Origin of the sequence: Bradyrhizobium sp. SZCCHNR2028 (assembly GCF_032380995.1) — a bacterium.
GTDB lineage: Bacteria > Pseudomonadota > Alphaproteobacteria > Rhizobiales > Xanthobacteraceae > Bradyrhizobium.
On sequence record NZ_JAUHJF010000017.1, the window covers coordinates 102,180 to 121,294 of the forward strand.

16 protein-coding genes are annotated in these 19,115 nt (G+C 64.1%); 8 read left to right on the plus strand and 8 right to left on the minus strand.

Annotation, left to right across the window (positions count from 1 at the left end; all coding sequences use genetic code 11):
- The first annotated feature begins 75 nt into the window (after nt 1–75).
- A complete protein-coding gene (locus QX121_RS24100; RefSeq protein WP_315777467.1) occupies nt 76–378 on the plus strand; it encodes a hypothetical protein in 303 nt (100 codons plus the stop codon).
- A gap of 229 nt (nt 379–607) precedes the next feature.
- Nucleotides 608–1,447: an LssY C-terminal domain-containing protein gene (locus tag QX121_RS24105; protein ID WP_409999368.1), complete on the plus strand. Its 840-nt coding sequence runs from the start codon at nt 608–610 to the stop codon at nt 1,445–1,447.
- On the opposite strand, the gene QX121_RS24110 is transcribed toward QX121_RS24105, so the two are convergent.
- From QX121_RS24110 to QX121_RS24130, 5 genes are all read right to left on the minus strand, one after another.
- Nucleotides 1,444–2,949, minus strand: coding sequence for an MFS transporter (locus tag QX121_RS24110; protein WP_315813219.1), 1,506 nt, complete (start codon nt 2,947–2,949; stop codon nt 1,444–1,446). The genes QX121_RS24105 and QX121_RS24110 overlap by 4 nt on opposite strands.
- 72 nt (nt 2,950–3,021) lie before the next feature.
- Nucleotides 3,022–4,830, minus strand: coding sequence for an amidohydrolase (locus QX121_RS24115; RefSeq protein WP_315813220.1), 1,809 nt, complete (start codon nt 4,828–4,830; stop codon nt 3,022–3,024).
- 317 nt (nt 4,831–5,147) lie between these two features.
- Nucleotides 5,148–5,501: a hypothetical protein gene (locus tag QX121_RS24120; RefSeq protein WP_315739377.1), complete on the minus strand. Its 354-nt coding sequence runs from the start codon at nt 5,499–5,501 to the stop codon at nt 5,148–5,150.
- Between the two features lie 73 nt (nt 5,502–5,574).
- A complete protein-coding gene (locus QX121_RS24125) occupies nt 5,575–7,071 on the minus strand; it encodes an amidase (RefSeq protein WP_315813221.1) in 1,497 nt (498 codons plus the stop codon).
- Between the two features lie 79 nt (nt 7,072–7,150).
- Complete coding sequence (locus tag QX121_RS24130; RefSeq protein WP_315813222.1) at nt 7,151–8,935, minus strand: amidohydrolase; 1,785 nt, start codon at nt 8,933–8,935, stop codon at nt 7,151–7,153.
- A 348-nt stretch (nt 8,936–9,283) separates the two neighbouring features.
- Between QX121_RS24130 and QX121_RS24135 the strand changes: the two genes are divergently transcribed.
- Nucleotides 9,284–9,577 (plus strand): GlsB/YeaQ/YmgE family stress response membrane protein, encoded by a 294-nt coding sequence (locus tag QX121_RS24135; protein WP_315739380.1) that lies wholly within the window; start codon nt 9,284–9,286, stop codon nt 9,575–9,577.
- A 246-nt stretch (nt 9,578–9,823) separates the two neighbouring features.
- Here the strand turns inward: QX121_RS24135 and xth are convergent, their stop codons facing one another.
- Nucleotides 9,824–10,594, minus strand: coding sequence for an exodeoxyribonuclease III (gene xth, locus QX121_RS24140; protein ID WP_315813223.1), 771 nt, complete (start codon nt 10,592–10,594; stop codon nt 9,824–9,826).
- Nucleotides 10,595–10,623: 29 nt separating this feature from the next.
- On the opposite strand from xth, the gene QX121_RS24145 reads away from it, so the two are divergent.
- Nucleotides 10,624–10,857, plus strand: a complete 234-nt coding sequence (locus QX121_RS24145; RefSeq protein WP_315798791.1) for a cysteine rich repeat-containing protein — start codon at nt 10,624–10,626, stop codon at nt 10,855–10,857.
- A 79-nt stretch (nt 10,858–10,936) separates the two neighbouring features.
- Here the strand turns inward: QX121_RS24145 and QX121_RS24150 are convergent, their stop codons facing one another.
- On the minus strand, nt 10,937–11,764 hold the full coding sequence (locus QX121_RS24150) for a helix-turn-helix transcriptional regulator (RefSeq protein WP_315780445.1): 828 nt from the start codon (nt 11,762–11,764) through the stop codon (nt 10,937–10,939).
- Nucleotides 11,765–11,855: 91 nt separating this feature from the next.
- Between QX121_RS24150 and QX121_RS24155 the strand changes: the two genes are divergently transcribed.
- The 4 genes from QX121_RS24155 (at nt 11,856) to ltrA (ending at nt 17,606) form a co-directional block, all read left to right on the plus strand.
- Nucleotides 11,856–12,746, plus strand: coding sequence for an SDR family oxidoreductase (locus QX121_RS24155; protein WP_315780448.1), 891 nt, complete (start codon nt 11,856–11,858; stop codon nt 12,744–12,746).
- A 224-nt stretch (nt 12,747–12,970) separates the two neighbouring features.
- A complete protein-coding gene (locus tag QX121_RS24160; RefSeq protein WP_315780450.1) occupies nt 12,971–13,540 on the plus strand; it encodes a GNAT family protein in 570 nt (189 codons plus the stop codon).
- A 1,307-nt stretch (nt 13,541–14,847) separates the two neighbouring features.
- Nucleotides 14,848–15,039, plus strand: a complete 192-nt coding sequence (locus QX121_RS24165) for a hypothetical protein (protein ID WP_315780451.1) — start codon at nt 14,848–14,850, stop codon at nt 15,037–15,039.
- 1,190 nt (nt 15,040–16,229) lie between these two features.
- Nucleotides 16,230–17,606, plus strand: coding sequence for a group II intron reverse transcriptase/maturase (ltrA, locus tag QX121_RS24170; protein ID WP_409997696.1), 1,377 nt, complete (start codon nt 16,230–16,232; stop codon nt 17,604–17,606).
- 314 nt (nt 17,607–17,920) lie between these two features.
- Here ltrA and alr read toward each other — a convergent pair whose 3' ends face one another.
- Complete coding sequence (alr, locus tag QX121_RS24175; protein ID WP_315813224.1) at nt 17,921–19,111, minus strand: alanine racemase; 1,191 nt, start codon at nt 19,109–19,111, stop codon at nt 17,921–17,923.
- Nucleotides 19,112–19,115 lie beyond the last annotated feature (4 nt).

Genomic DNA, 19,115 nt, shown 5'->3' on the forward strand with positions numbered 1-19,115 from the left:
GATGATTGTGCGTCCGCATCATTAAAAGTTGAAGCGTATTCCTCGCACGTCCGCTGATGTTCTCGGACGATGACGATGAGCAAAACCCCGATGTCTTTGCAGATGCGGCCGTCCCTGACGGCAACCGCCGATGCGGAGTTCCCCTGGTTCACGGCCGCGATGCTGGCCATGGAAGCCGGCGAGGTCATCCGGCTCCGGCTGGAAAAGATCGCGCGCGGCGAAGCCGATGCGGGCGAGGAGGCGGAGCTGATGGTCAGCGAAAAGATCGCTGCAGCCCTGGAGGCGACGGCGAAGCTGATGGCCGGCGCGAGCCCGGCCGCGGTCGTCGATCTCTATCGGGATTATGTCGCGGCCAACGCCGAGCGGCTGTCGGCGTAAGCACGCGCAGTCCGGCTGTCTTTGGGCTGGCTCGGGGCTGCGTGCCGCCGCAGACGAATGTCGAGCAACCCAGGGCGGACAACCTCGTCATAGCGCCGGCGACCGGGCCGCCTCGTGCCTTCACGTGCGGTGTTGCCAACGAAGAGAAGATCGGACACCCTACCGAAAACGCGATTGCTGATCACCTCGTTTTCACCGGACCGATCCAGTGCGACTGCTCTTACGCCTCATGCAACGCGTGCTGGTCGCCGGGCTCGGGATCTTCACGGTCTGGCTGATCGTGTTCGTGGTGTTCGAGACGGCGGACCGCAGGCTGCCCTGGATTGCCGCCGTCGGCGTCAGCTACGCAATCGCGGCCTATGTCGTTCTGCCACGCGTGATCCGATTGAGTCTCAGGATCCTTCAGAGTCGGAGGGTGCCCAGCTACACGATCACCGGCGATGGATTGCCCGGTGACCCCGTCAATCTCGCCCTGATCGGCACGCTTCGACAGCTCCGCGCGAGCTTTGCTGCGATCGGTTGGTGCGAGGCGGACCGATTGGGGCTGGCAAGCTCGTGCGCCATGGTCCGCGCCTTCGTCCTCGCCAGGCCGTACCCCACTGCTCCTTTCAGCACCCTCTATCTGTTCGGTCGCGGCCAGGATATCGGCTTTCAGAAAGCCATCGGCAATAGTCCGCGAAAGCGTCATCACGTCCGGTTCTGGGCCGTTGACCTCGCCCACGCCGAGAAGAGCTGGAACGCTGGCGATTTCTGGTTAACGACCGACACGCCTGCGGCCGATGAGTCCGTCCTCTGGGTCGGTGCCGGCACGAAGGATACGGGCCTGTCGCTCACCCGACTGACCTTTCAGATCACGCACGCCACCGATCCGGATGCGAATGCGGAGCGGGACTACATCATGGCCGAATTGATCAGAACACGATCGATCGAGACCGTCGAGCTCTATAAGGCCGGCCGGAGTCTGCCCGAGCGGGTCAATCACTACGTATCGGACGGCGACATCGCGTTGGCGAGCGTGGTGATCGCCGCCAATGCCGACGCGCATGAGGGGTCTTCGTCGCCGGCCTAGTGGACTTGCTGACGAGCCGCGTTCGAGGTCGTTCGCTCTGCTCGGGGCCGGACCAGGAAGGCGGTGCAGAGCAGGACGACCATCGCAACGCAGACGACAGTCAGGAACGCCTGATCGAAGGCGCGATGAGCGTGCGAGGTGACGAGGGCAGCGAGCTCGGTCGGCAGCCGCTCGGCGGCGATCAGCGCCTCGTCGATGCTGTCGCGCGCAACGGCGGGAATGCCGAGGCCGTCGGGCAGAACCATGAACGCCGTATAGACTCCGGATAGAATGCTTCCGAAAATGCTGATGCCGATTGTGCCGCCGAGCTCGAACGACACCTCCTCGATCGACGCGGCCATGCCTTCGCGGCCTTCAGGTGCGTGATTCATCACAGCGTTGGAGGCGGCGGCGATGGATGCTCCTAGCCCTAGACCATTGACCGCGATGCAGATCAGTTGCAGCGCCAGGCTGGCGTTGTAGCAGAGCAGGTAGCCGGCCGCGCCGATGCCTGCGATCAACAGCGCGCCGGACATCGTGGTGGCGGCTCGGACGCGACGGAGCATCAGGCTCGCGAGCGGCCCGCCGATGAAGGCACCGAGCGGGGCCGGAAGGATGTACAATGCCGCCTGCAGCGGCGAATAGCCGAGGACGAGCTGCAGGCGCTGGCTGATCGCCAGCTCGGTGCCCGCGATGGCGAGTGAAGCCACGATCGCGGTGATCACGCTGAGCGTGAACTCGACATTCCGGAACAGGGTGAAGTCCAGCAAAGGATCCTTGACCCGCAATTGGCGACGCACGAAGACCGTCAACATGATGGCCGTCGCGACAGCCGCGCCGGCGAGGACGACATAGGAAGACTGCCGACTGCCGAGCTCCTCGACGACATAGGCGAACCCGATCAGCCCAGCCATCACCTGCACTGAACCGAGAAGGTCCCAGTCGCGCTCAGCACGATCGGCCGGGGCAGGAATCAGCAGCAGGCCGGCGACCAGCGCCAGCACGACCAGGGGCACGTTGATGAGGAAGACCGAGCCCCACCAGAAGTATTCCAACAGGACACCGCCGACCAAGGGCCCGACCGCCGCTCCGCTGGATGCGACCGCGCCCCAGATGGCGATGGCCAGTGCCCGTTCGTGATCATCGGAGAAGGTGACGCGAATGATCGACAGCGTCGCCGGCATCATCAGTGCAGCGCCGATTGCGAGCAGGACGCGCCCGCCGATCAGGACCATGGCGGTCGGCGAATAGGCGGCGACGACCGAGGCTAGTCCGAAGACGATGAGGCCGGCTATGAACGTCCTCTTGTGCCCGACGCGATCGCCGAGCGAGCCGAAGCCGGGAAGCAGGCCGGCGACGACGAGCCCGTAGGCCATGACGATCCACAATTTCTCCGAGGCGGTTGCGCCGAGCTCATGGGTCAGGCTGGGCAGCGCCGTATAGAGCACCGTCATGTCGATCACGACGAGCGCGAGCGCGCTGGAGACGGTCAGGAGAACCATCCAGCGATTGCGTTTCGACATTGGCGCGCTCGCTTGCGCAAGCCGTGGTTCATTCGGCGCGCTCGTCGTCTCCAGCACGTTCACCGCTCCCGCTCAGATTCCACGACGATGCGTGATCCGGCCGTTCATCATCGTCAGCTGAATATTGACCTTGCCGATGTCGTGTGGCCCGACATCGAACAGATTGTTCTCGAGCACGATCAGATCGGCCAGCTTGCCGACCTTGATGGAGCCGATCTTGTCCTCCATGCGAAGCTGGTAGGCTCCGTTGATGGTGTAGCCTCGGATAAGGTCCGGCAGGCCCAGGCGTTCGGTCGCGGGCGGATGGACCAGGCCGTCGGGCTTGCCCGGCTCCTGACGTGTATGGCCGGCCTGCAACGCCTCGAGTGGCTTGACGACGACCTTCGAGCCGGTCGCCAGCGCATCCATGCCGAACGACACCGTGACGCCTTCGTCGATGAACGTCTTGAAGGTGTACATGCGGCTCCAGCGCTCGTCGCCGTAGATCTCGCGGACGCGGCGCTGGCTCGTATCCGGCACGCCCCATTGGATCTGCGTATTCGCAATCACGCCGAGCTTTCTGAAGCGCGCAATGTCCGAGGGCGCGGTGAGGAACGCGTGGCAGATGGTATGGCGACGGTTGCCGGGGCCCTGCCTGCCGAACGCGGCTTCGTATCCATCCAGGCTCATACGAACTGCGGCGTCGCCGACGGCGTGAAGGTGCGTATCGATTCCCTCCGCATGGGCTTCGCGCAGGATCCGATTCAACACGGGCGATGGCAACAATGGTTCGCCGCGCCAATCCTGGCTTCCGGCATAGGGATCCAGCAGATAGGCGGTGCGGCTCAGCTCGGTGCCATCGACGATCAGCTTGAGCACCTCGGCCTTGACCAGCGGAGTGCGATAGCGCTTCCGGTAGGCCCGAATGATCGGCAGCGGATCGACGTTGGGGTCGTTGTGATAGAGGCTGCCGATCACGCGTTGCAGCAGCTTGCCACGGTTCTCGAGGTCGACCAGCATGTCGAAACCGTGATGCTGCTCGGTCGGCCAGGCGCTGAAGCCGGCATCGAAGAGGGTGGTGATGCCGGCGGCTGCGAGCTTGGGCTGCCATTCCTCGATGGCGGTGGCGGCCGACTTGAGGCCGAACGGTTCGATGCCGTGTTTTTCGAGCGTCTTGAGTACCGCGAACAGCGCGGGTACTTCCGAAATGAAGCCAGTCGGCTCGCCATTGGGATCCTTTTCGTACCAGGAGGAGCCGGGCACGACGTCGCGTGGGGTGTCCTTCGTGATGCCGGCCATCTCCAGCAGCTTGGAATTGACCCAGTAGGCGTGCAGATCGCAACTGACGAGCAGGACCGGCCGATCAGGGAAGATCTCGTCCAGCGGCTCCTTGCGCGGACCCGAGGCGGGAAACGCGCCAGCGATCCAGCCGAAGCCCAGAATGAACTTTTCGTCGGAGTGCGTCTTCGCGTAGTCGCGCAGGATCGCGTAGATGCGCTCGGGATCTTCCTCGTTGACCCAGGCGCCGCGGGCGAAGGCCAGCGTGCAAAGATGCCAATGCGCCTCGACGAAGCCCGGCATCAGCATGCGCCCCTTGAGGTCGATGACGTCAGCCCCGCGTCCGGCAAATTTCATCGCGCCTGCGTCGTCGCCGACGTAGACGATCGTGTCTCCCTTGACGACGACGGCCTGGGCCCAGGGCAGGGAGTCGTCCACCGTGTAGACGCGCCCGCCGCGAAAGATGGTCGTGCTGCTGGAGGCGGCCCAGGCCGGAGCCGAGGCAGCGGCGAACGCTGCGGCCGCAGCCGAGGTCGCGACCATCTGGCGACGGGTCAGTCCGCCGCGCTCCGACTTCGATGCCGCAAACAGCGAACCGATGGCGGAACCGCATGCAATGCACATTGTCCTGCTCCGAAGTCCTGCTCCGAAAATTCCGCGCTCCGGGTGAGCTGCACGATTGCCGAATCAGACGCTGAAACTACTTCACTCAGCACCCGCCAAGATTGACAACGATCAAGTCAATCTCGGCGGCGTCGAGCGCCAGCACGCATACTGAAGTCTTCGTTTCCTGTTGATGGATAAACTTCAAATCGAATGCTTTCAGACAGAGAAAAGGAGGACCGCCGCAACGACTCATCGTCTATGCGTCGCCCGAGCGCGAGGGTGTCATTCATGCCGTGGAGGTCATCGATCCCACCGATGCCTGGTCCCGAGCACCGTCACTTCGGGAACAGGAAAGCCAGGCTGGCGCGAAACTGCCACCGCGATGCCAGGTCCGGCCTCAGCACATTGTAGTAGACACCGATCTCGGCATTGACCGGCTGCTTGTCGACCATGAAGAGCTTGCCTATTCCCGCGCCGACCGGAACGTCAGCCGTCTGCCGGTACGCACCCGTGTTCGGCATGGCGATATTCTCCAGCCCGACGCTGATCGTATCCGCGATCGGGTTTTGCGCCGCCTTGGCGAGATCTTCGAGCGATGGCGTCCTCTGCTGTGCCGAGGCGCCGGCGCCTGGGTACAGCGCTGAGATCAGGAACAGGAGAACCGCTCGTCGAAAAATTCTCGGAGTCATGGCCGACCTCACTGTCGAAGCGCTGCTCTCGCATCCGTTGTCTCGCATCTGCACCGTTCCGGCCGCTATGGAGTCAGGCGAAGGTCGGAAATTGCCCGCCGGCGAACAGTGACGGCCGCAGGCGAGACCAGTTCGACGCGAACTGGAACGTGTCGAGATCGGTGTAGGTCTGGCCGATCACCTGCATGCCCGAGGGCATGCGGTCCTCGACCACGCCGAGCGGGACATCGACGACCGGATAGCGGTTGAGCAGATTCCAGTGCCACGTCAGCGCCAGGCCCAGACCGGTGCCCACCCACGGGTCGACCTTGTTTTCCTTGCTCTTGAACATGTCGGCCCCGACCAGAGGCGTTGCCATGGTCGGCATGAGCAGGATGCGGTAGCCCTTGCCGAACACGCGCTGCTGCACCTGGCGGTGCAGCCGCTGCAGCAGCTCTTCGGCTTCTTCGGCCTGGCGCGGTCCGACCGCGCCGACCTGGTCGAGCATTTCGGTCATGTAGGGCGAGAGCTGATCGCGATGCGCATTCGAGATCTCGATCGCAGTGCCGATGGACGTCGACATCAGCCCACGGATGAAGACCATCTTGTGGGCCTTCGTGAAGCCGCAGTCGACCTCGTCCACAGTGCACCCCGCGGCGCGCAGCGCCTCGATTCCTCTCAGCATCGCAGCCTTCACGGACGGTATGACGTCCGCAATGCCGGCGCCCCAATCCACGGCGATGCGCCACCCGGAAAGGCGCGGATAACGGGTGGGGTAGTCGAGGCGAGGGCGCATCGCGGCCATCACCCGCTCGGACGGACCGACGATCGCGTTCTGGAGGCGGACGAGGTCGTCGAAGCGCCGCGCCATCGGGCCCGAGGTCGAGAACGGGATTTCCCCACCAGCCACGCGTCCGAACGGCGGCCTGAAGCCATAGAGACCACATTGTGAGGCGGGAATTCGGATCGAGCCGCCCATGTCCGAGCCCATGGCGAGCGTCGTGAAGCCTGCGGCCAGCGCCGCGCCCGATCCCGCCGACGACCCGCCCGGAGAGTATTCGAGATTCCACGGATTGCGTGTCGTGCCCCAGGCGCGGGTGGACGCGCCGAGGAAGAGGTAGAATTCCGGCACGGTCGTCTGGAACGGCATGACGGCGCCGGCGGCCTCGAGCGAGTCGGTGATGGCCGAGTTTTCCGTTGCGGGCGGCGAGTCCTTGAAGAGGAGCGAGCCCTGCGTCGTCCGCCAGCCCGGCCTGGAGAATTCGTCCTTGATGGCCACCGTGATCCCTTCGAGCGGCCTTGCGGTGCCACGCCGATAGCGGTCCTCGGATAGCTTGGCCTCCTTGAGCGCCTGATCGAAATGCTCGTAGGTGATGCAGTTGACCTTCGTGTTGTAGGCTTCGATCCGCTTGATCTGCGCCTTCAAGAGATCAACGGGCGACGCCTTGCGGGCCCGGAACATGGCGATGAGGTCGGCGACCGACGCATAGAAGAGCGGATCGGCGGACTCGGCGCGCGCGGCCGGCAAATCGAGTCCGGACGCGACCAACGCCGCTCCCGCGCCTTTGATGAGCGTTCTTCTGTCAATCATATACGCCTCCGTATTTCCGGGAATCGGTCTGAGTTTGTCGATGTGGCCCTGAAGGTGACGGTCCGAGACGTCGCTGGATTCAGCTTCGCTGTTCATGCCTGACCTGACCGTTCATGACGGTCATCAGCACCTTTGTGTTGTGGATGTCGTGCGGGGCGACTTCGAACAGGTTTCTTTCAAGCACGATCAGATCGGCGAGCTTGCCGACCTCGATCGAACCGACCTTCTGGTCGAGCCCGAGCTGATAGGCCGGGCCCATGGTGGCGGCGCGGATCGCCTCTTCGAGGCTGATCCGCTCGTCGAGCGGCACCAAGGCCGGCTGATCCGGCTTGTTCAACTCCCGCCGCGTGGTCGCGATCTCGATCGCATCCAGCGGCTTGTAGGTGCTGTAATAGCCGGCGGCCGGCCAATCGGTGCCGAGCGAGATGTTGGCGCCATGACGCAGGATCGAGCCGGTGCGAAACGCCTGCTCGGCGCGGGCGCCGACGCGCGGCCGCATCACGCCCTGCCAATAGGCGTCCGCCACCGACCATTGGGCGGAGAACTGCGCGGTGACGCCGAGCTTGGCGAAGCGCGGCAGATCGTCAGGTGAAACAAATATGAGATGCGCCAGCGTGTGCCGGCGATCGCGCGGCGGATTGACCTTGATCGCGGCTTCGAACGCGTCCAGCGACAGGCGGTTGGCGCGATCACCGTAGGAATGGATGTGAATGTTGAGGCCGGCCCTGTCGGCGCGGCGGATGATGTCCTTGAACTGGTCCGGCGGGACCAGCGTCTCGCCGCTCGTGCTCGGATCGTCGCTATAGGGGGCCAGCAATGCGGCGGTCCGTTGGGCTTCGCCGCCGTCGATGTTGAGCTTGAGAACGGGGGCCTGCACCAGTTCGGAATTGAAGCGTCGGCGCAGGGCCTTCGCGATCGGCACGGGGTCGATCGCCGGGTTGTTGTGGTAGGTCGATCCGACCACACGGAACGGCAGTTTCCCTTTGCGCTCCAGGTCCTGATAGAGCTCGTAGCCGGTCTCCTCGGGGAGAACGAGCAGTCCGGCATCGAACACGCTGGTGATGCCGGCCGCCGACGCCTTCGGCAGCCACTGTGCGAGCGAGTCCGCAATATAGCCGGTCGTGAACGGCGAGACCGCGTTGAGGACCGGAAACATCGCCGGTGGCTCGACCAGATAGCCGGTCGGCTCTCCCGAGGCCGGGTCCCGCTCGAAGTAGCTGTAGCCGGGCAACGGATCCTTGGTCGCCTTGGTCACCTTGGCAATCGCCAGCGTCTTGGAATTGACCCAGGCTGAATGGCCATCGATCCCGACGAGAAAGACGGGCGTGTCCGGCCAGATCTGATCGAGATCCTCCTTGCGCGGGCCGGTCGGCGGAAAGGCGTTATAGCGCCAGCCGAAGCCGCGGACGATGCCGGCCTGGCCCAGCTTGGCGCGATAGGCCTTCAGGGCGTCGAGCATCTCCTCCCTTGTGTCGTATTGAAGATCGACACCCCGAGTCACGACTGCGCCCGCTATCGGATGGATGTGTCCTTCCACGAAACCGGGCAGCAGCATCCTGCCGGCGAGATCGACGACGCGGGTCTTTGGGCCAATGAAGGACCGGACGCCCGCGTCATCGCCGACATAGACGATGTGTTTTTGCTTGACGGCGACCGCGCGGGCCCATTCCCGGCCGCCGTTCACGGTGTAGACCGGGCCGTTGCGAAACACGATGTCGGCCTTGCCGCCGCCGGTTCGCGCCTCGGCGTTCGTCGGAGCGGACACCGAGGCAACGCCGGCCGCAGCGAACGCCGCGCCTGTCTGCAGGAGCTGGCGTCGTGACGGCTCGGCCTCGTTGACGGAGTCAAAATCAAGCTTGAGCAAACCATGGAATCTTGCCCAGTTGCATGCGATGCACATGCATTCACCTTTGCACGCTCTGCGGGAACCGCATTCTTCCCGATTCCGAGGATTGTATGAACTCGGGGGAACTACGTAGCCCTTTGCGTGCGAAGCGTTCGCATGAGCTGCGCGTGTTCGAGACGATTAGATTCGAATGACTATCATTTCGGTGGACGCCGGCCTGAGCATCGACCAGTTTGCGATTGGGTCACGAACTCATCCGAGCTGCAGAGTTCAGTTGATGGCAGCGAAATCGATGTAACCTGCAAGTGCACGATTCTGGCCGTAATGCTCCAACCGAGGGGTGACGGCAGACCGACGGAGTGAAGAATGTTCACACTGGTACATGCAGGGACTTGGCTCGTCGTTGGCTTGATTGGTGGCGGCCTTGCCGGAATCCTGGTGAAGCGCCGCCGAGCAGGTTTCGGGCTTCTGACCAACATCGGATTGGGATGCGTCGGCGCCCTCATTGGTGGTGTCCTGTTCAACCTGTTTGGGCTGTTTCCAGGCATGGGCAGCATCGTCATTTCGCTGCGCGACGTCGTCGCGGCGTTCGTCGGCTCGCTCGTCCTGCTGGCGGCAATCTGGTTGTGGGGCGCGGCCCGCGAACGGAGTCCGCGCTGACCGCAGGCGGTGGTTAGCCGGAGTGACGCGCGGTCTCCGCCCGCCAGTCGCGCGGGCCGACGCCGAAGCCCATGAGCTGTGCTTCTCCGATCCGGCGCGGCTCGCGCACGCGATCATGGATGCGGGACGGGACTGACGGTGCGCGGCGTAACGCTCCCATTCGACGTCACATTCACCGGGAGGCGCGATCGGCCAGAGTGATCTCCGATGAACGCAGCTCGCGGGGCATCCTTCTCGACCTTCGGACTATTTCAGCACGATCCAGGCCGGCGCGTGATCGCTGGCGCCGTCCTCGCCGCGGATGAAGCGGTCGACGCCGGCCTTGCTAAGGCGCGGCGCGAGTTGCGGGCTCAGCAGCAGGTGGTCGAGCCGCAGGCCGGCATCGCGCGGCCAGCGGTTGCGCTTGTAGTCCCAGAAGGTGAACATCGGCGCGTCCGGATGCAGCGTGCGGATCGCATCGCACCAGCCTTGATCGACCAGCGCCTTGTAGGCGGCGCGGCTCTTCGGCTGGACCAGCGCGTCCTTGTCCCAGGACTTCGTCGGATAGATGTCGAGTGCATCAGGCGCGACATTGTAGTCGCCGGCGAGCACGACCGGCAGGTCGTCCTTGATGAAATCAGCCGCGTGCTTGTGCAGCCGCTTGAACCAGGCGAGCTTGTGGTCGAATTTCGGCCCCGGCTGCGGATTGCCGTTCGGCAGATACAGGCAGCCGATGACGATGCCGCGCACCGCGGCCTCGATGTAGCGCGCCTCGCGATCCCTGATATCGCCGGGCAGGGCGGTGCGCGTCAACACCGGCTCTGCCTTGCGCGCGAGAATCGCGACCCCGTTCCAGGTCTTCTGCCCCTGCCACACCGCGCTGTAGCCGGCCTTGGCGATCTCATCGACGGGGAAATCGGCCTGGGTGCATTTCAGCTCCTGCAGGCAGACGACGTCGGGCCTGGCCGCGCCCAGCCAGCGCAGCAGGTTGGGGAGACGCCGCCGGACATTGTTGATGTTGAAGGTCGCGATCTTCATGATGCCCGTTGCATTGAGGGGAAGGCCTGATGTCCAAGCTCGCAATCGCCATTTTGTTCACGCTGTTGCTGGGCCTTGCGGATGCGGCCCGCGCGCAGCTGCTGCCGACCGACGAGCAGCGCGCCGCGTGTCAGGTCGACTACGCGAGGTTCTGCAGCGATGTGCTCCCCGGCGGCGGCCGCATCATCGCCTGCCTGACGCGCAACTATGCCCAGCTCGCCGACGCCTGCAAGAAGGTGCTCGACGCCGCGAAGAAGGACTAGCCGCGGGGACGTCGCGCTTCCGCGCATCCCCCGGCCGACGCTGGCGAGCGAGGCGCGCGAGCCGAGTGCGGTTGTGTGGCTATTTCGGTCGTGACGTCACGAGCGCGCGGATCTTGTCCGCATCCGCCGGCGTCGCGGGATTGTAGATCACCATGGTGAGGTCGGGCCGGCCATCGACGGCGAAGCCCGAAAATTCCAGCGAGAGCGATCCGGCGATGGGATGCTGCAGGACCTTCACGCCATCGCCATGCCGTCCCTGCACGTCGTTGTCGCGCCACATCGCCGCAAATTCCGGGCTCGTCGCGCAGAGCTCATCGACCAGCGACTGGACATTGCGGGCCGCACCGGCGCGCGCCACGTCGGCGCGGAAGGACGCGACCACATAGCGCGCCACGGCCTGCCAGTTGGGCTGTGCTGCGCGGACACGGCTGTCGTGGAACATCATGCGCAGAACATTGCGCTGGTCCTCCGGCAGGGTGCTGTAGTCGGTGAGGACAGCCGCAGCCGCCCTGTTCCAGGCGAGGATGTCCCATGTCGCCGTGCGAACGAAGGCGGGACTGTATTCCAGCGTGTCGAGCACGCGTTGGAGACGGGGTGAGATGCCGTCGATCGCGTGATAGCGGGCTTCGGGTGGCCGGCCGAGACCGAGCAGGAACAGATGCTCGCGCTCGGCGTCGGTCAGCATCATGGCGCGAGCGATGCGGTCAAGCACGTCGGCGGAGGGCGCGCCGCCGCGCCCTTGCTCGAGCCAAGTGTACCAGGTGGCGCTCACATTGGCGCGTTGCGCCACCTCTTCGCGCCGAAGCCCCGGCGTTCGCCGCCGCTGCAGCGGCAGGCCGAAGGCGGTCGGATCGAGCTTGGCGCGGCGATCCCTGAGATAGGTCCCGAGAGGGTTAGCGTCCGTCATCCTGTTAGCGATTATACCCGTATAAAGTCACGACTTTACCCGCATGAGCAGCCTAGCAATATTCCGGCGGTCTGAACAGGGAGTGTGTCTCATGCGCGTATTCGTCACCGGCGCCGCCGGATTCATCGGCTCCGAAACCACCAGGGAGCTGATCGCCGCCGGGCATCAGGTCATCGGCCTCGCGCGCTCCGCCGAGAACGTCCGCACGCTCGAGCAACTGGGCGCGCAGGTTCATCGCGGCTCGCTGCAGGACCTCGACAGCCTGAAGCGCGGCGCGAGGGATGCCGACGGCGTGATCCATCTCGCCTTCATCCACGACTTCGCGAAATTCGCGGAGAACGGCGCCATCGACAAGGCCGCCATCGAAGCCATGGGCGATGTGCTGGTGGGCACGAACAAGCCGTTCATCGTCACCTCTGGAACGGGGCTCGTTGCGGCCAACGTGGTGGTCACCGAAGACATGCGGCGCGAGTCGTCAGCGCATGTCCCGCGCGTGTCCGAGCAGGCCGGCCTGGCCTATGCATCGCGTGGCGTGCGCGCGATGGCGATCCGCCTGCCGCAGGTGCACGGCGCGCCCGGAAGGGCCGGGCTGATCTCCTATCTGGTGGAGCTCGCGCGGCAGAAGGGCCGCGCCGCCTATGTCGGCGAAGGCACCGAGCGCTGGGCGGCGGCGCATCGATCGGACGTCGCCCGCCTCTACCGGCTGGCCCTTGAGAAGGGCGTGGCAGACGCGATCTACCACGCCGTCGGCGAGGAAGGCGTCGCGATGCGTGAGGTCATCGAGGTGATCGGTCGCGCGCTGAACGTGCCGGTCGTTTCGATAGGTAAGGAGGAGGCGGGCGACTACTATGGACCACTGGCGATGTTCGCGGGCCTGCACATGCCGGCCTCCAGCGCCCTGACACAGCAGCGCCTGGGCTGGAGACCGGACGGGATCGGCCTGATCGCCGACATCGGCCAGCCGGGTTACTTCAAGGCGTGAGCGGCGGCCGCGAACGTGGGAAGTGCACGAGCCAAGCGCAGGGTCGCGCGAGTCTTGTGCACTGCCACCGGCCTCATGCGATCGGCACGACGCCGGCACTGTGTCGTCCGCGCGCCCCGCAATGACGGCGACGCGGAGATTGGGGCCTTCGGGCGCGAGGCGACTGAACGTAGCGCTCCTGCCGTCATCGCTGCTAGTCTGGTTCATCCCTGCATGAGCCCGCCATGGCAAAACAGCCCATCCCGCACCCGATCCTCTCGACCGCCCGCCTGCGACTGCGACAGTTCGATCCCGATGACACCGAAGCAATGCACCGGTGCTTCAGCGATCCGGATGCGATGCGCTTCTGGAATCATCCGGTTCACACCAAACGGATCGAGAGCGAACGTGCCGTCCGCCGGTTCATCGATTGTACGCCGTCCTACTACCGGTTCTGGGCGGTGGCAGAAGCCGAGACCGACCGCTGCATCGGCATGGTGAACTATCACGACGGTCACATGCGTGCGAAGCGCGTCACGATCGGCTACATCGTCGATCCTGCCCGGCAGCGCGATGGCATCGCCACCGAGGCGGTCGGTGCGATGCTCGATTTCTGCTTCGGCGAGCTCGGCCTGCACCGCGCGCAGGCGCTGATCCATCCCGACAACGCCGCGTCGCGCAAACTGGCCGAGAAGCTCGGCTTCCGCTGCGAGGGCCGGCTGCGCGACCACCTGCGCGTCGGCGGCGAATGGCGCGATGACATGCTGTATGCGTTGCTGAAGACCGATCCGCGCGGGTGGGGGCACAATGCGTAGCCCACATGAGCGTAGCGACATGCGGGACCCATGGCGCGGCACATCCGCAACGGTCTCGTGATCCCGGATGTCGCTACGCTCATCCGGGCTACGCTTGCTGTTTCGAGCCTTGAAAGGGACGCCGCAAATTCAGTACAGGCGGCGTCCCAAACTGTGCTGGGACAAACTATGAGTTGGTTCGGGGCGGTATTCCTACTCGTCCAACGAGGTGTGATAAGAAGATCGCGAATAGGAGCAGATCCGTAGCAATTTGCAGACCTACGACCGTGTTTGCACCGGGCGGATAGCCGAGCGTGCCAAGAACCGTAATCGACGAAAACAGGGCGTCTTCCTTGCGTACGTTGGTTCCGACAATTTGATACCAAATAGCAAACATAAAAACGATCTGAGCGACGTTACAGATAAATAGGATAAGTGATCGCTCCGTAGATTCGACGCTCCCCAAGACTTTTGAGAGAAAGACCACGTCCAACAATGCGACAACCGAGCTTGTCGAAAAATAAGCGCAAAGGGCGCCTGCCCATTCTCTCGGCGTAAGCCAGAATGGGATCACTAGCTCAATCGGTCTAAGCCAGAACCAAATCGTCAGTCCCAAGCAAATTGATACATAGATCTCGATCGCAATATCGGGGCGTCGGCGAGCAACGGGTATTTTCTGAAGATAGAAAGAAAGGGACAAAGGCCAGATCCAATAGAGACCAGTGGCGAGGATGGCTTCAAACCCAGCTAATGACCTCCATACTTTCGAGCCTTCCGCGGGCCATGGCAATTTTCGTTGCATATGGGTGCCCTCGACGACTCAAGATCGTGTGGTGTTTCAAACCGGGAGAAACTTGGCCGAAAATCTGGAAGAGTCCAGATAAAATAGAACTCACCACGCGAGTGCCGGGGGAACGCTAGCGACCCCTCGTGAGAGTCATAGAGCGTTATGGATTGGCTTGAGCGTTAGTCCCCCCGCGTTGGTCGGTAGACCGCGCCCAAGTCCCGGGCGGCCACCCGCCCCAGTGGGTGTGCGGTCGGCGGCTATGCCGCCAGCCCCCCGTGCGCCCAGCCGAGCACCGCAAAGCCGCTAGACTAGGGCTTGCGGTCCGCAACCTCCGCGTTCTGTGGGGCGGTGACGCTGCATTAAACGTTGCAGACCACTTGGTCGCTCGTTGTGAGTTTTATACAGTTTAGCACTGTCACCTTAATACCCATCCACCCGCTCATTGCGGGGACGTTGCCGCTGCGTTCCAGCTGATTTCTTAATGATTGGATCATATCGATGATCCTGGTCCTCAGGCGGCGATCATGCGTGGAGGTTAGGCATGAGTGACGATGTGCCTTGGTACGTAAGTCTCATCATAGCCTGGTTGCCATTGATCATGTTCGTCTCAGCCGTTGTATGGAGCACGCGCCGGCTTCGGACATCTCTGATGACCGACGACGGTCGCTCGCTGGTGCAGGTCGTCGGTGATGTGGCGGAGGAGATGAAGCGCGTGAATGATAGAAGATGGTAGCCCGCCGCGCGGATCATCTGAGCCAGACTGATTGATATCGAAGGCAATCGTAGGGAAGAGCTCGGGTATGGCTAATGATGTGCCTTGGTATGTAAGCCTGATCGTCTCCTGGCTTCCCTTTATCATGTTCATTGCCGCGATTCTATGGAGCTCACGGCAGCTCCGGAAATCGCTGACCACTAGCGATGGACGCTCGCTGGCACAGGTTGTTGACGATCTGGCGCGAGAGATGAAGCGGACGAACGACATCCGTGACGAGGGGCGATCATAGGACTTGGCTCGCGTCTTGCTGTACCCTCCATTCGGCGAGGCGCAGGAGCGATTGGCCGGACTAGAATCACCTCCGCCAAAGCACGATTTTCTCCAGCAATCTCAACGCGACTCGCCCTGTCCAGTCCTGCCGCGAAAAATATTCGACTTCCGTTTATCAGAAAATCATGTTTCACTCTCTCCGTCCCGCCTCGGCACGAGGGGCGTATCGCGATCGTCACGGCACGCGGGGTGGGATGCGGTGGGCGCTTTGGGTCGCAGCATGGCTGATGCTGTGCGGACGAACGGCTTAAGGCGCACGTTGAAAACGTATGGTCCTGGCATCCCGACGCTGATGCTACGCCGGTGGTGATGATGATCCGCCGGTCACGGGGGCAAGACAGCCCGGTCCCCGGGGAGAGTACGCATAAGGCGTAAAGCCATCGCGCAGGGAATGCCGGTTGACCGGCTGAACCTGTGGTTCCTGCCGCCTGCATTTTTTTCTGCAGGCGGGCCATGGGGGGTGTGCCGAGTATGAACGACAGCTTGGAGGTGGAAGTCCTCTATCCAGCCTGATGGCGGCGAAGGATTAGCGAAGCGCAAGGGCGTCATCGCGAGGTGGGGTCTGAAGACAGCGTGGAGCAAAGCCGCGGCCCGATGAACAAACATCGGATGTGAGGCCTACCCGGCCGGACGAGCGAGCCACCAATCGCGAAGTCCACGGTCATCAAGGGGCGGGGTGGTAGATCCGACGGGCATGCGGTGAAGGCGGTCGGTCTTACCTCGGGAGATCTGCGTCGTGTCCCGGCAACGGGACTGAGGTCGTTGCAAGGCGATCTGAACGCGACGCAGAAGTCAGCAGAGGGCATAGTAGGCGGCAGCGTACCGCCGAAGGCCCGAACGATGGAAGTTCTGGTGGAGCGGTGATCTCGCACGACCCAATGCGGCAGGAAGCTCAGAGCAATCTGAACCCTCGCCCCGGACCGAGGGGTGAAGCCCCGCGGGCCGGCGCCGGGGCGGCCGAAGCTCGCGCGGCGAAAGCCTGTCTCGATCAGACGGCGGTCGCGGGACCGTCGATGGAAAGGATCGTCGCACGTGAGAACCTGAAGAAGGCATTGGACCGAGTGAAGCGCAACAAGGGCGCGGCGGGGGTCGACGGGATGACCGTGGATGATCTGCCGGCCTACCTGAAGGTGAACTGGCTCGCGATCCGCGCCCAACTGCTCGACGGCACCTACAAGCCGCAGCCGGTGCGGCGTGTCGAGATTCCGAAGGCATCGGGCGGCGTCAGGCTGCTCGGCATCCCGACGGTGCTCGACCGCTTCATCCAGCAGGCGGTTCTGCAGGTGCTGCAAAGCGAATGGGATCGGACGTTCTCCGAGACGAGCTTCGGCTTCCGGCCGGGCCGCTCGGCGCATCAGGCGGTGGCGAAGGCGCAGACCTACATTGCGTCCCGGCACGCGGTCGTGGTGGATATCGATCTGGAGAAGTTCTTCGACCGGGTCAATCACGACATCCTGATGGGGCTGGTCGCCAAGCGGGTTGCCGACAAGCGACTCCTGAAGCTGATCCGCGGCTTCCTGACTGCGGGCGTGCTGGAGGGAGGGCTGGTCAGCCCGACGGAGGAAGGAACGCCGCAAGGCGGGCCGCTCTCGCCGCTGCTGTCGAACCTGATGCTGGACGTGCTGGACAAGGAGCTGGAGAGGCGAGGTCATCGCTTCGTGCGCTATGCCGACGACTGCAACATCTATGTGCGCAGTCGGAAGGCGGGCGAGCGGGTGATGGCGAGCATCGAGAGATTCCTGGAACGGCGCCTCGAGCTCAAGGTGAACAGGGCCAAGAGCGCGGTCGCCAGACCGAGCCACCGCAAGTTCCTGGGCTTCAGCTTTACGCAGGGGAAGAAGCCGCGCCGGCGCATCGCGCCTGAGGCCATTGCCCGTTGCAAGGCGAGAGTTCGGGAGCTGACGGGGCGACAGTCTGGCCGAAGCCTGGAGCAGATCATCGAGAAGCTGGCGCTGTATCTGAAGGGATGGCGCGGCTACTTCGGGTTCTGCGAGACGCCGTCGGTGTTGCGCAAGCTCGATGAGTGGATCAGGCGGCGGTTGCGCGCCGTCGTCTGGACCCAATGGAAGTGCGGTCCTACTCGCTTCGACGAGCTGCGACGCCGCGGCGTCGACCGGGAGACGGCGCTTAAAACCGCCGGCAACCCACGTGGTCCCTGGCGGCTCGCCAACAGCGCCGCACTGGCCAACGCTCTGCCAAGGTCCTTGTTCGCCTCACTCGGCCTGCCTTTCCTCGCAGCCCGCAAAGCCGCTTAATCCGCCGAACCGCCGTATACGTGATCCGTATGTACGGTGGTGTGGGAGGGGTGGAGTCGCGAGACTCCCCCCTATCCCGATCGGCCAGCACCCGGCATTCCCTGCGCCCTCGTCTTTCGAAGAGGGTGAAATGAGATGCAAGCCTCGGGCGTTACATGCCGCGAGAACGATGGCTCATGTCAGTTCACCGTCATTGCGAGCGCAGCGAAGCAATCCAGGGTGGTGTGCGGGACTCTGGATTGCTTCGCTGCGCTCGCAATGACGATGTGGCAGCAGCTGTGTGCACGTCAGACAGAGAGCGTTGCTGCGCGCGATCAGCTTTCCGCTGTCGCCGCGCCGCCCTTGTAGATGCGATGATAGCGCCGGCCGAGATTGGTCAGGACTTCGTAGCCGATGGTGCCGAAATGATGCGCGAGCTCGTCGACCGTGATGCCCTCGCCGAGCAGCGTGGCGAAGTGACCGCGGCGGGCGGCCTTCGGCGGCAGGTCGGTGACATCCACCGCGATCAGGTCCATCGAGATGCGCCCTGCGATCGGGCAGCGTTGGCCGGCAATGATGACGTCAGCGCCGCGGGTGCCGTCGTTGGAGCTCGCCGCGCGGAAATAGCCGTCGGCATAGCCGGCGGAGAGGATCGCGATCTTTGTCGGGCGGCGCGCCGTCCAGGTGCCGCCATAGCCGACCGTGTCGCCACGGGCGAGGTCGCGCAACTGTACGATGCGCGCCTTGATCTCGGCCACCGGCTGCATCGGATTGTCGGCCTCCGGCGTCGGGTTGACGCCGTAGAGCGCTGCACCCGGGCGGACCATGTCGAACTGGAACGAGGCGCCGAGGAAGATGCCGGAGGAGGCGGCAAGCGCGGCGGGCACGCCGGTGAAGACGCTGGCGACCTCGCGGAATGTCGCGAGCTGGCGCGCGTTCGAGGGGCTGTTGATCTGCTCGGCCGAGGCCAGATGGCTCATCACCAGCGTGATGCCGTGGTCGCCGCTCTGGATGCGCGGGATCATGCCCTGCGCATCGATCGGGGTGAGGCCGAGCCGGTTCATGCCGGTGTCGACATGAACGGCGGCGCCGCCCTTCCAGCCGGTGCGGCGGCAGAAGATGTCCCATTCGGCGAGCTCGTTGAGCTCGCCGATGACCGGGCGGCAGTTGATCGCAGCGTAGTCGTCGCCGGTGTTCTGGAAGAAGCCGTCAAGCACGTAGAGCGCGGCCGTGTCGGGCAGGGCCGCGCGGGCGACCTTGGCCTCGGCGAGCGTCGCGACGAAGAAGGTCTTGCAGCCGGCGGCCGCGAGCGTGCGCGCCACCTGCGGGATGCCGCAGCCATAGGCGTCGGCCTTGATCACGCCGGCGCATTCGGCCGGCACCGCGGTCTTTTCCAGCTTGCGCCAATTGGCGGCGAGCGCGTCGAGATCGATCGTCAGCACGCCGGTGGCGCTGGCGGGCACCTGGACCTCCTCAGGACCGGGGGCGGGCTGATCAGCGGCGGGTTTCAGATCGGGAACGCTCATGTCG

Bases quoted from the DNA above. Each gene is read 5' to 3' on its own strand.
- xth (WP_315813223.1), bottom strand. From the start codon at position 10,594: ATGAAGATCGCGACCTTCAACATCAACAATGTCCGGCGGCGTCTCCCC.
- QX121_RS24150 (WP_315780445.1), bottom strand. From the start codon at position 11,764: ATGACGGACGCTAACCCTCTCGGGACCTATCTCAGGGATCGCCGCGCC.
- QX121_RS24110 (WP_315813219.1), bottom strand. From the start codon at position 2,949: ATGTCGAAACGCAATCGCTGGATGGTTCTCCTGACCGTCTCCAGCGCG.
- QX121_RS24165 (WP_315780451.1), top strand. From the start codon at position 14,848: ATGAGTGACGATGTGCCTTGGTACGTAAGTCTCATCATAGCCTGGTTG.
- QX121_RS24120 (WP_315739377.1), bottom strand. From the start codon at position 5,501: ATGACTCCGAGAATTTTTCGACGAGCGGTTCTCCTGTTCCTGATCTCA.
- QX121_RS24105 (WP_409999368.1), top strand. From the start codon at position 608: ATGCAACGCGTGCTGGTCGCCGGGCTCGGGATCTTCACGGTCTGGCTG.
- QX121_RS24155 (WP_315780448.1), top strand. From the start codon at position 11,856: ATGCGCGTATTCGTCACCGGCGCCGCCGGATTCATCGGCTCCGAAACC.
- QX121_RS24135 (WP_315739380.1), top strand. From the start codon at position 9,284: ATGTTCACACTGGTACATGCAGGGACTTGGCTCGTCGTTGGCTTGATT.
- ltrA (WP_409997696.1), top strand. From the start codon at position 16,230: ATGCGGCAGGAAGCTCAGAGCAATCTGAACCCTCGCCCCGGACCGAGG.
- QX121_RS24125 (WP_315813221.1), bottom strand. From the start codon at position 7,071: ATGATTGACAGAAGAACGCTCATCAAAGGCGCGGGAGCGGCGTTGGTC.
- QX121_RS24100 (WP_315777467.1), top strand. From the start codon at position 76: ATGAGCAAAACCCCGATGTCTTTGCAGATGCGGCCGTCCCTGACGGCA.
- QX121_RS24145 (WP_315798791.1), top strand. From the start codon at position 10,624: ATGTCCAAGCTCGCAATCGCCATTTTGTTCACGCTGTTGCTGGGCCTT.
- alr (WP_315813224.1), bottom strand. From the start codon at position 19,111: ATGAGCGTTCCCGATCTGAAACCCGCCGCTGATCAGCCCGCCCCCGGT.
- QX121_RS24160 (WP_315780450.1), top strand. From the start codon at position 12,971: ATGGCAAAACAGCCCATCCCGCACCCGATCCTCTCGACCGCCCGCCTG.
- QX121_RS24115 (WP_315813220.1), bottom strand. From the start codon at position 4,830: ATGTGCATTGCATGCGGTTCCGCCATCGGTTCGCTGTTTGCGGCATCG.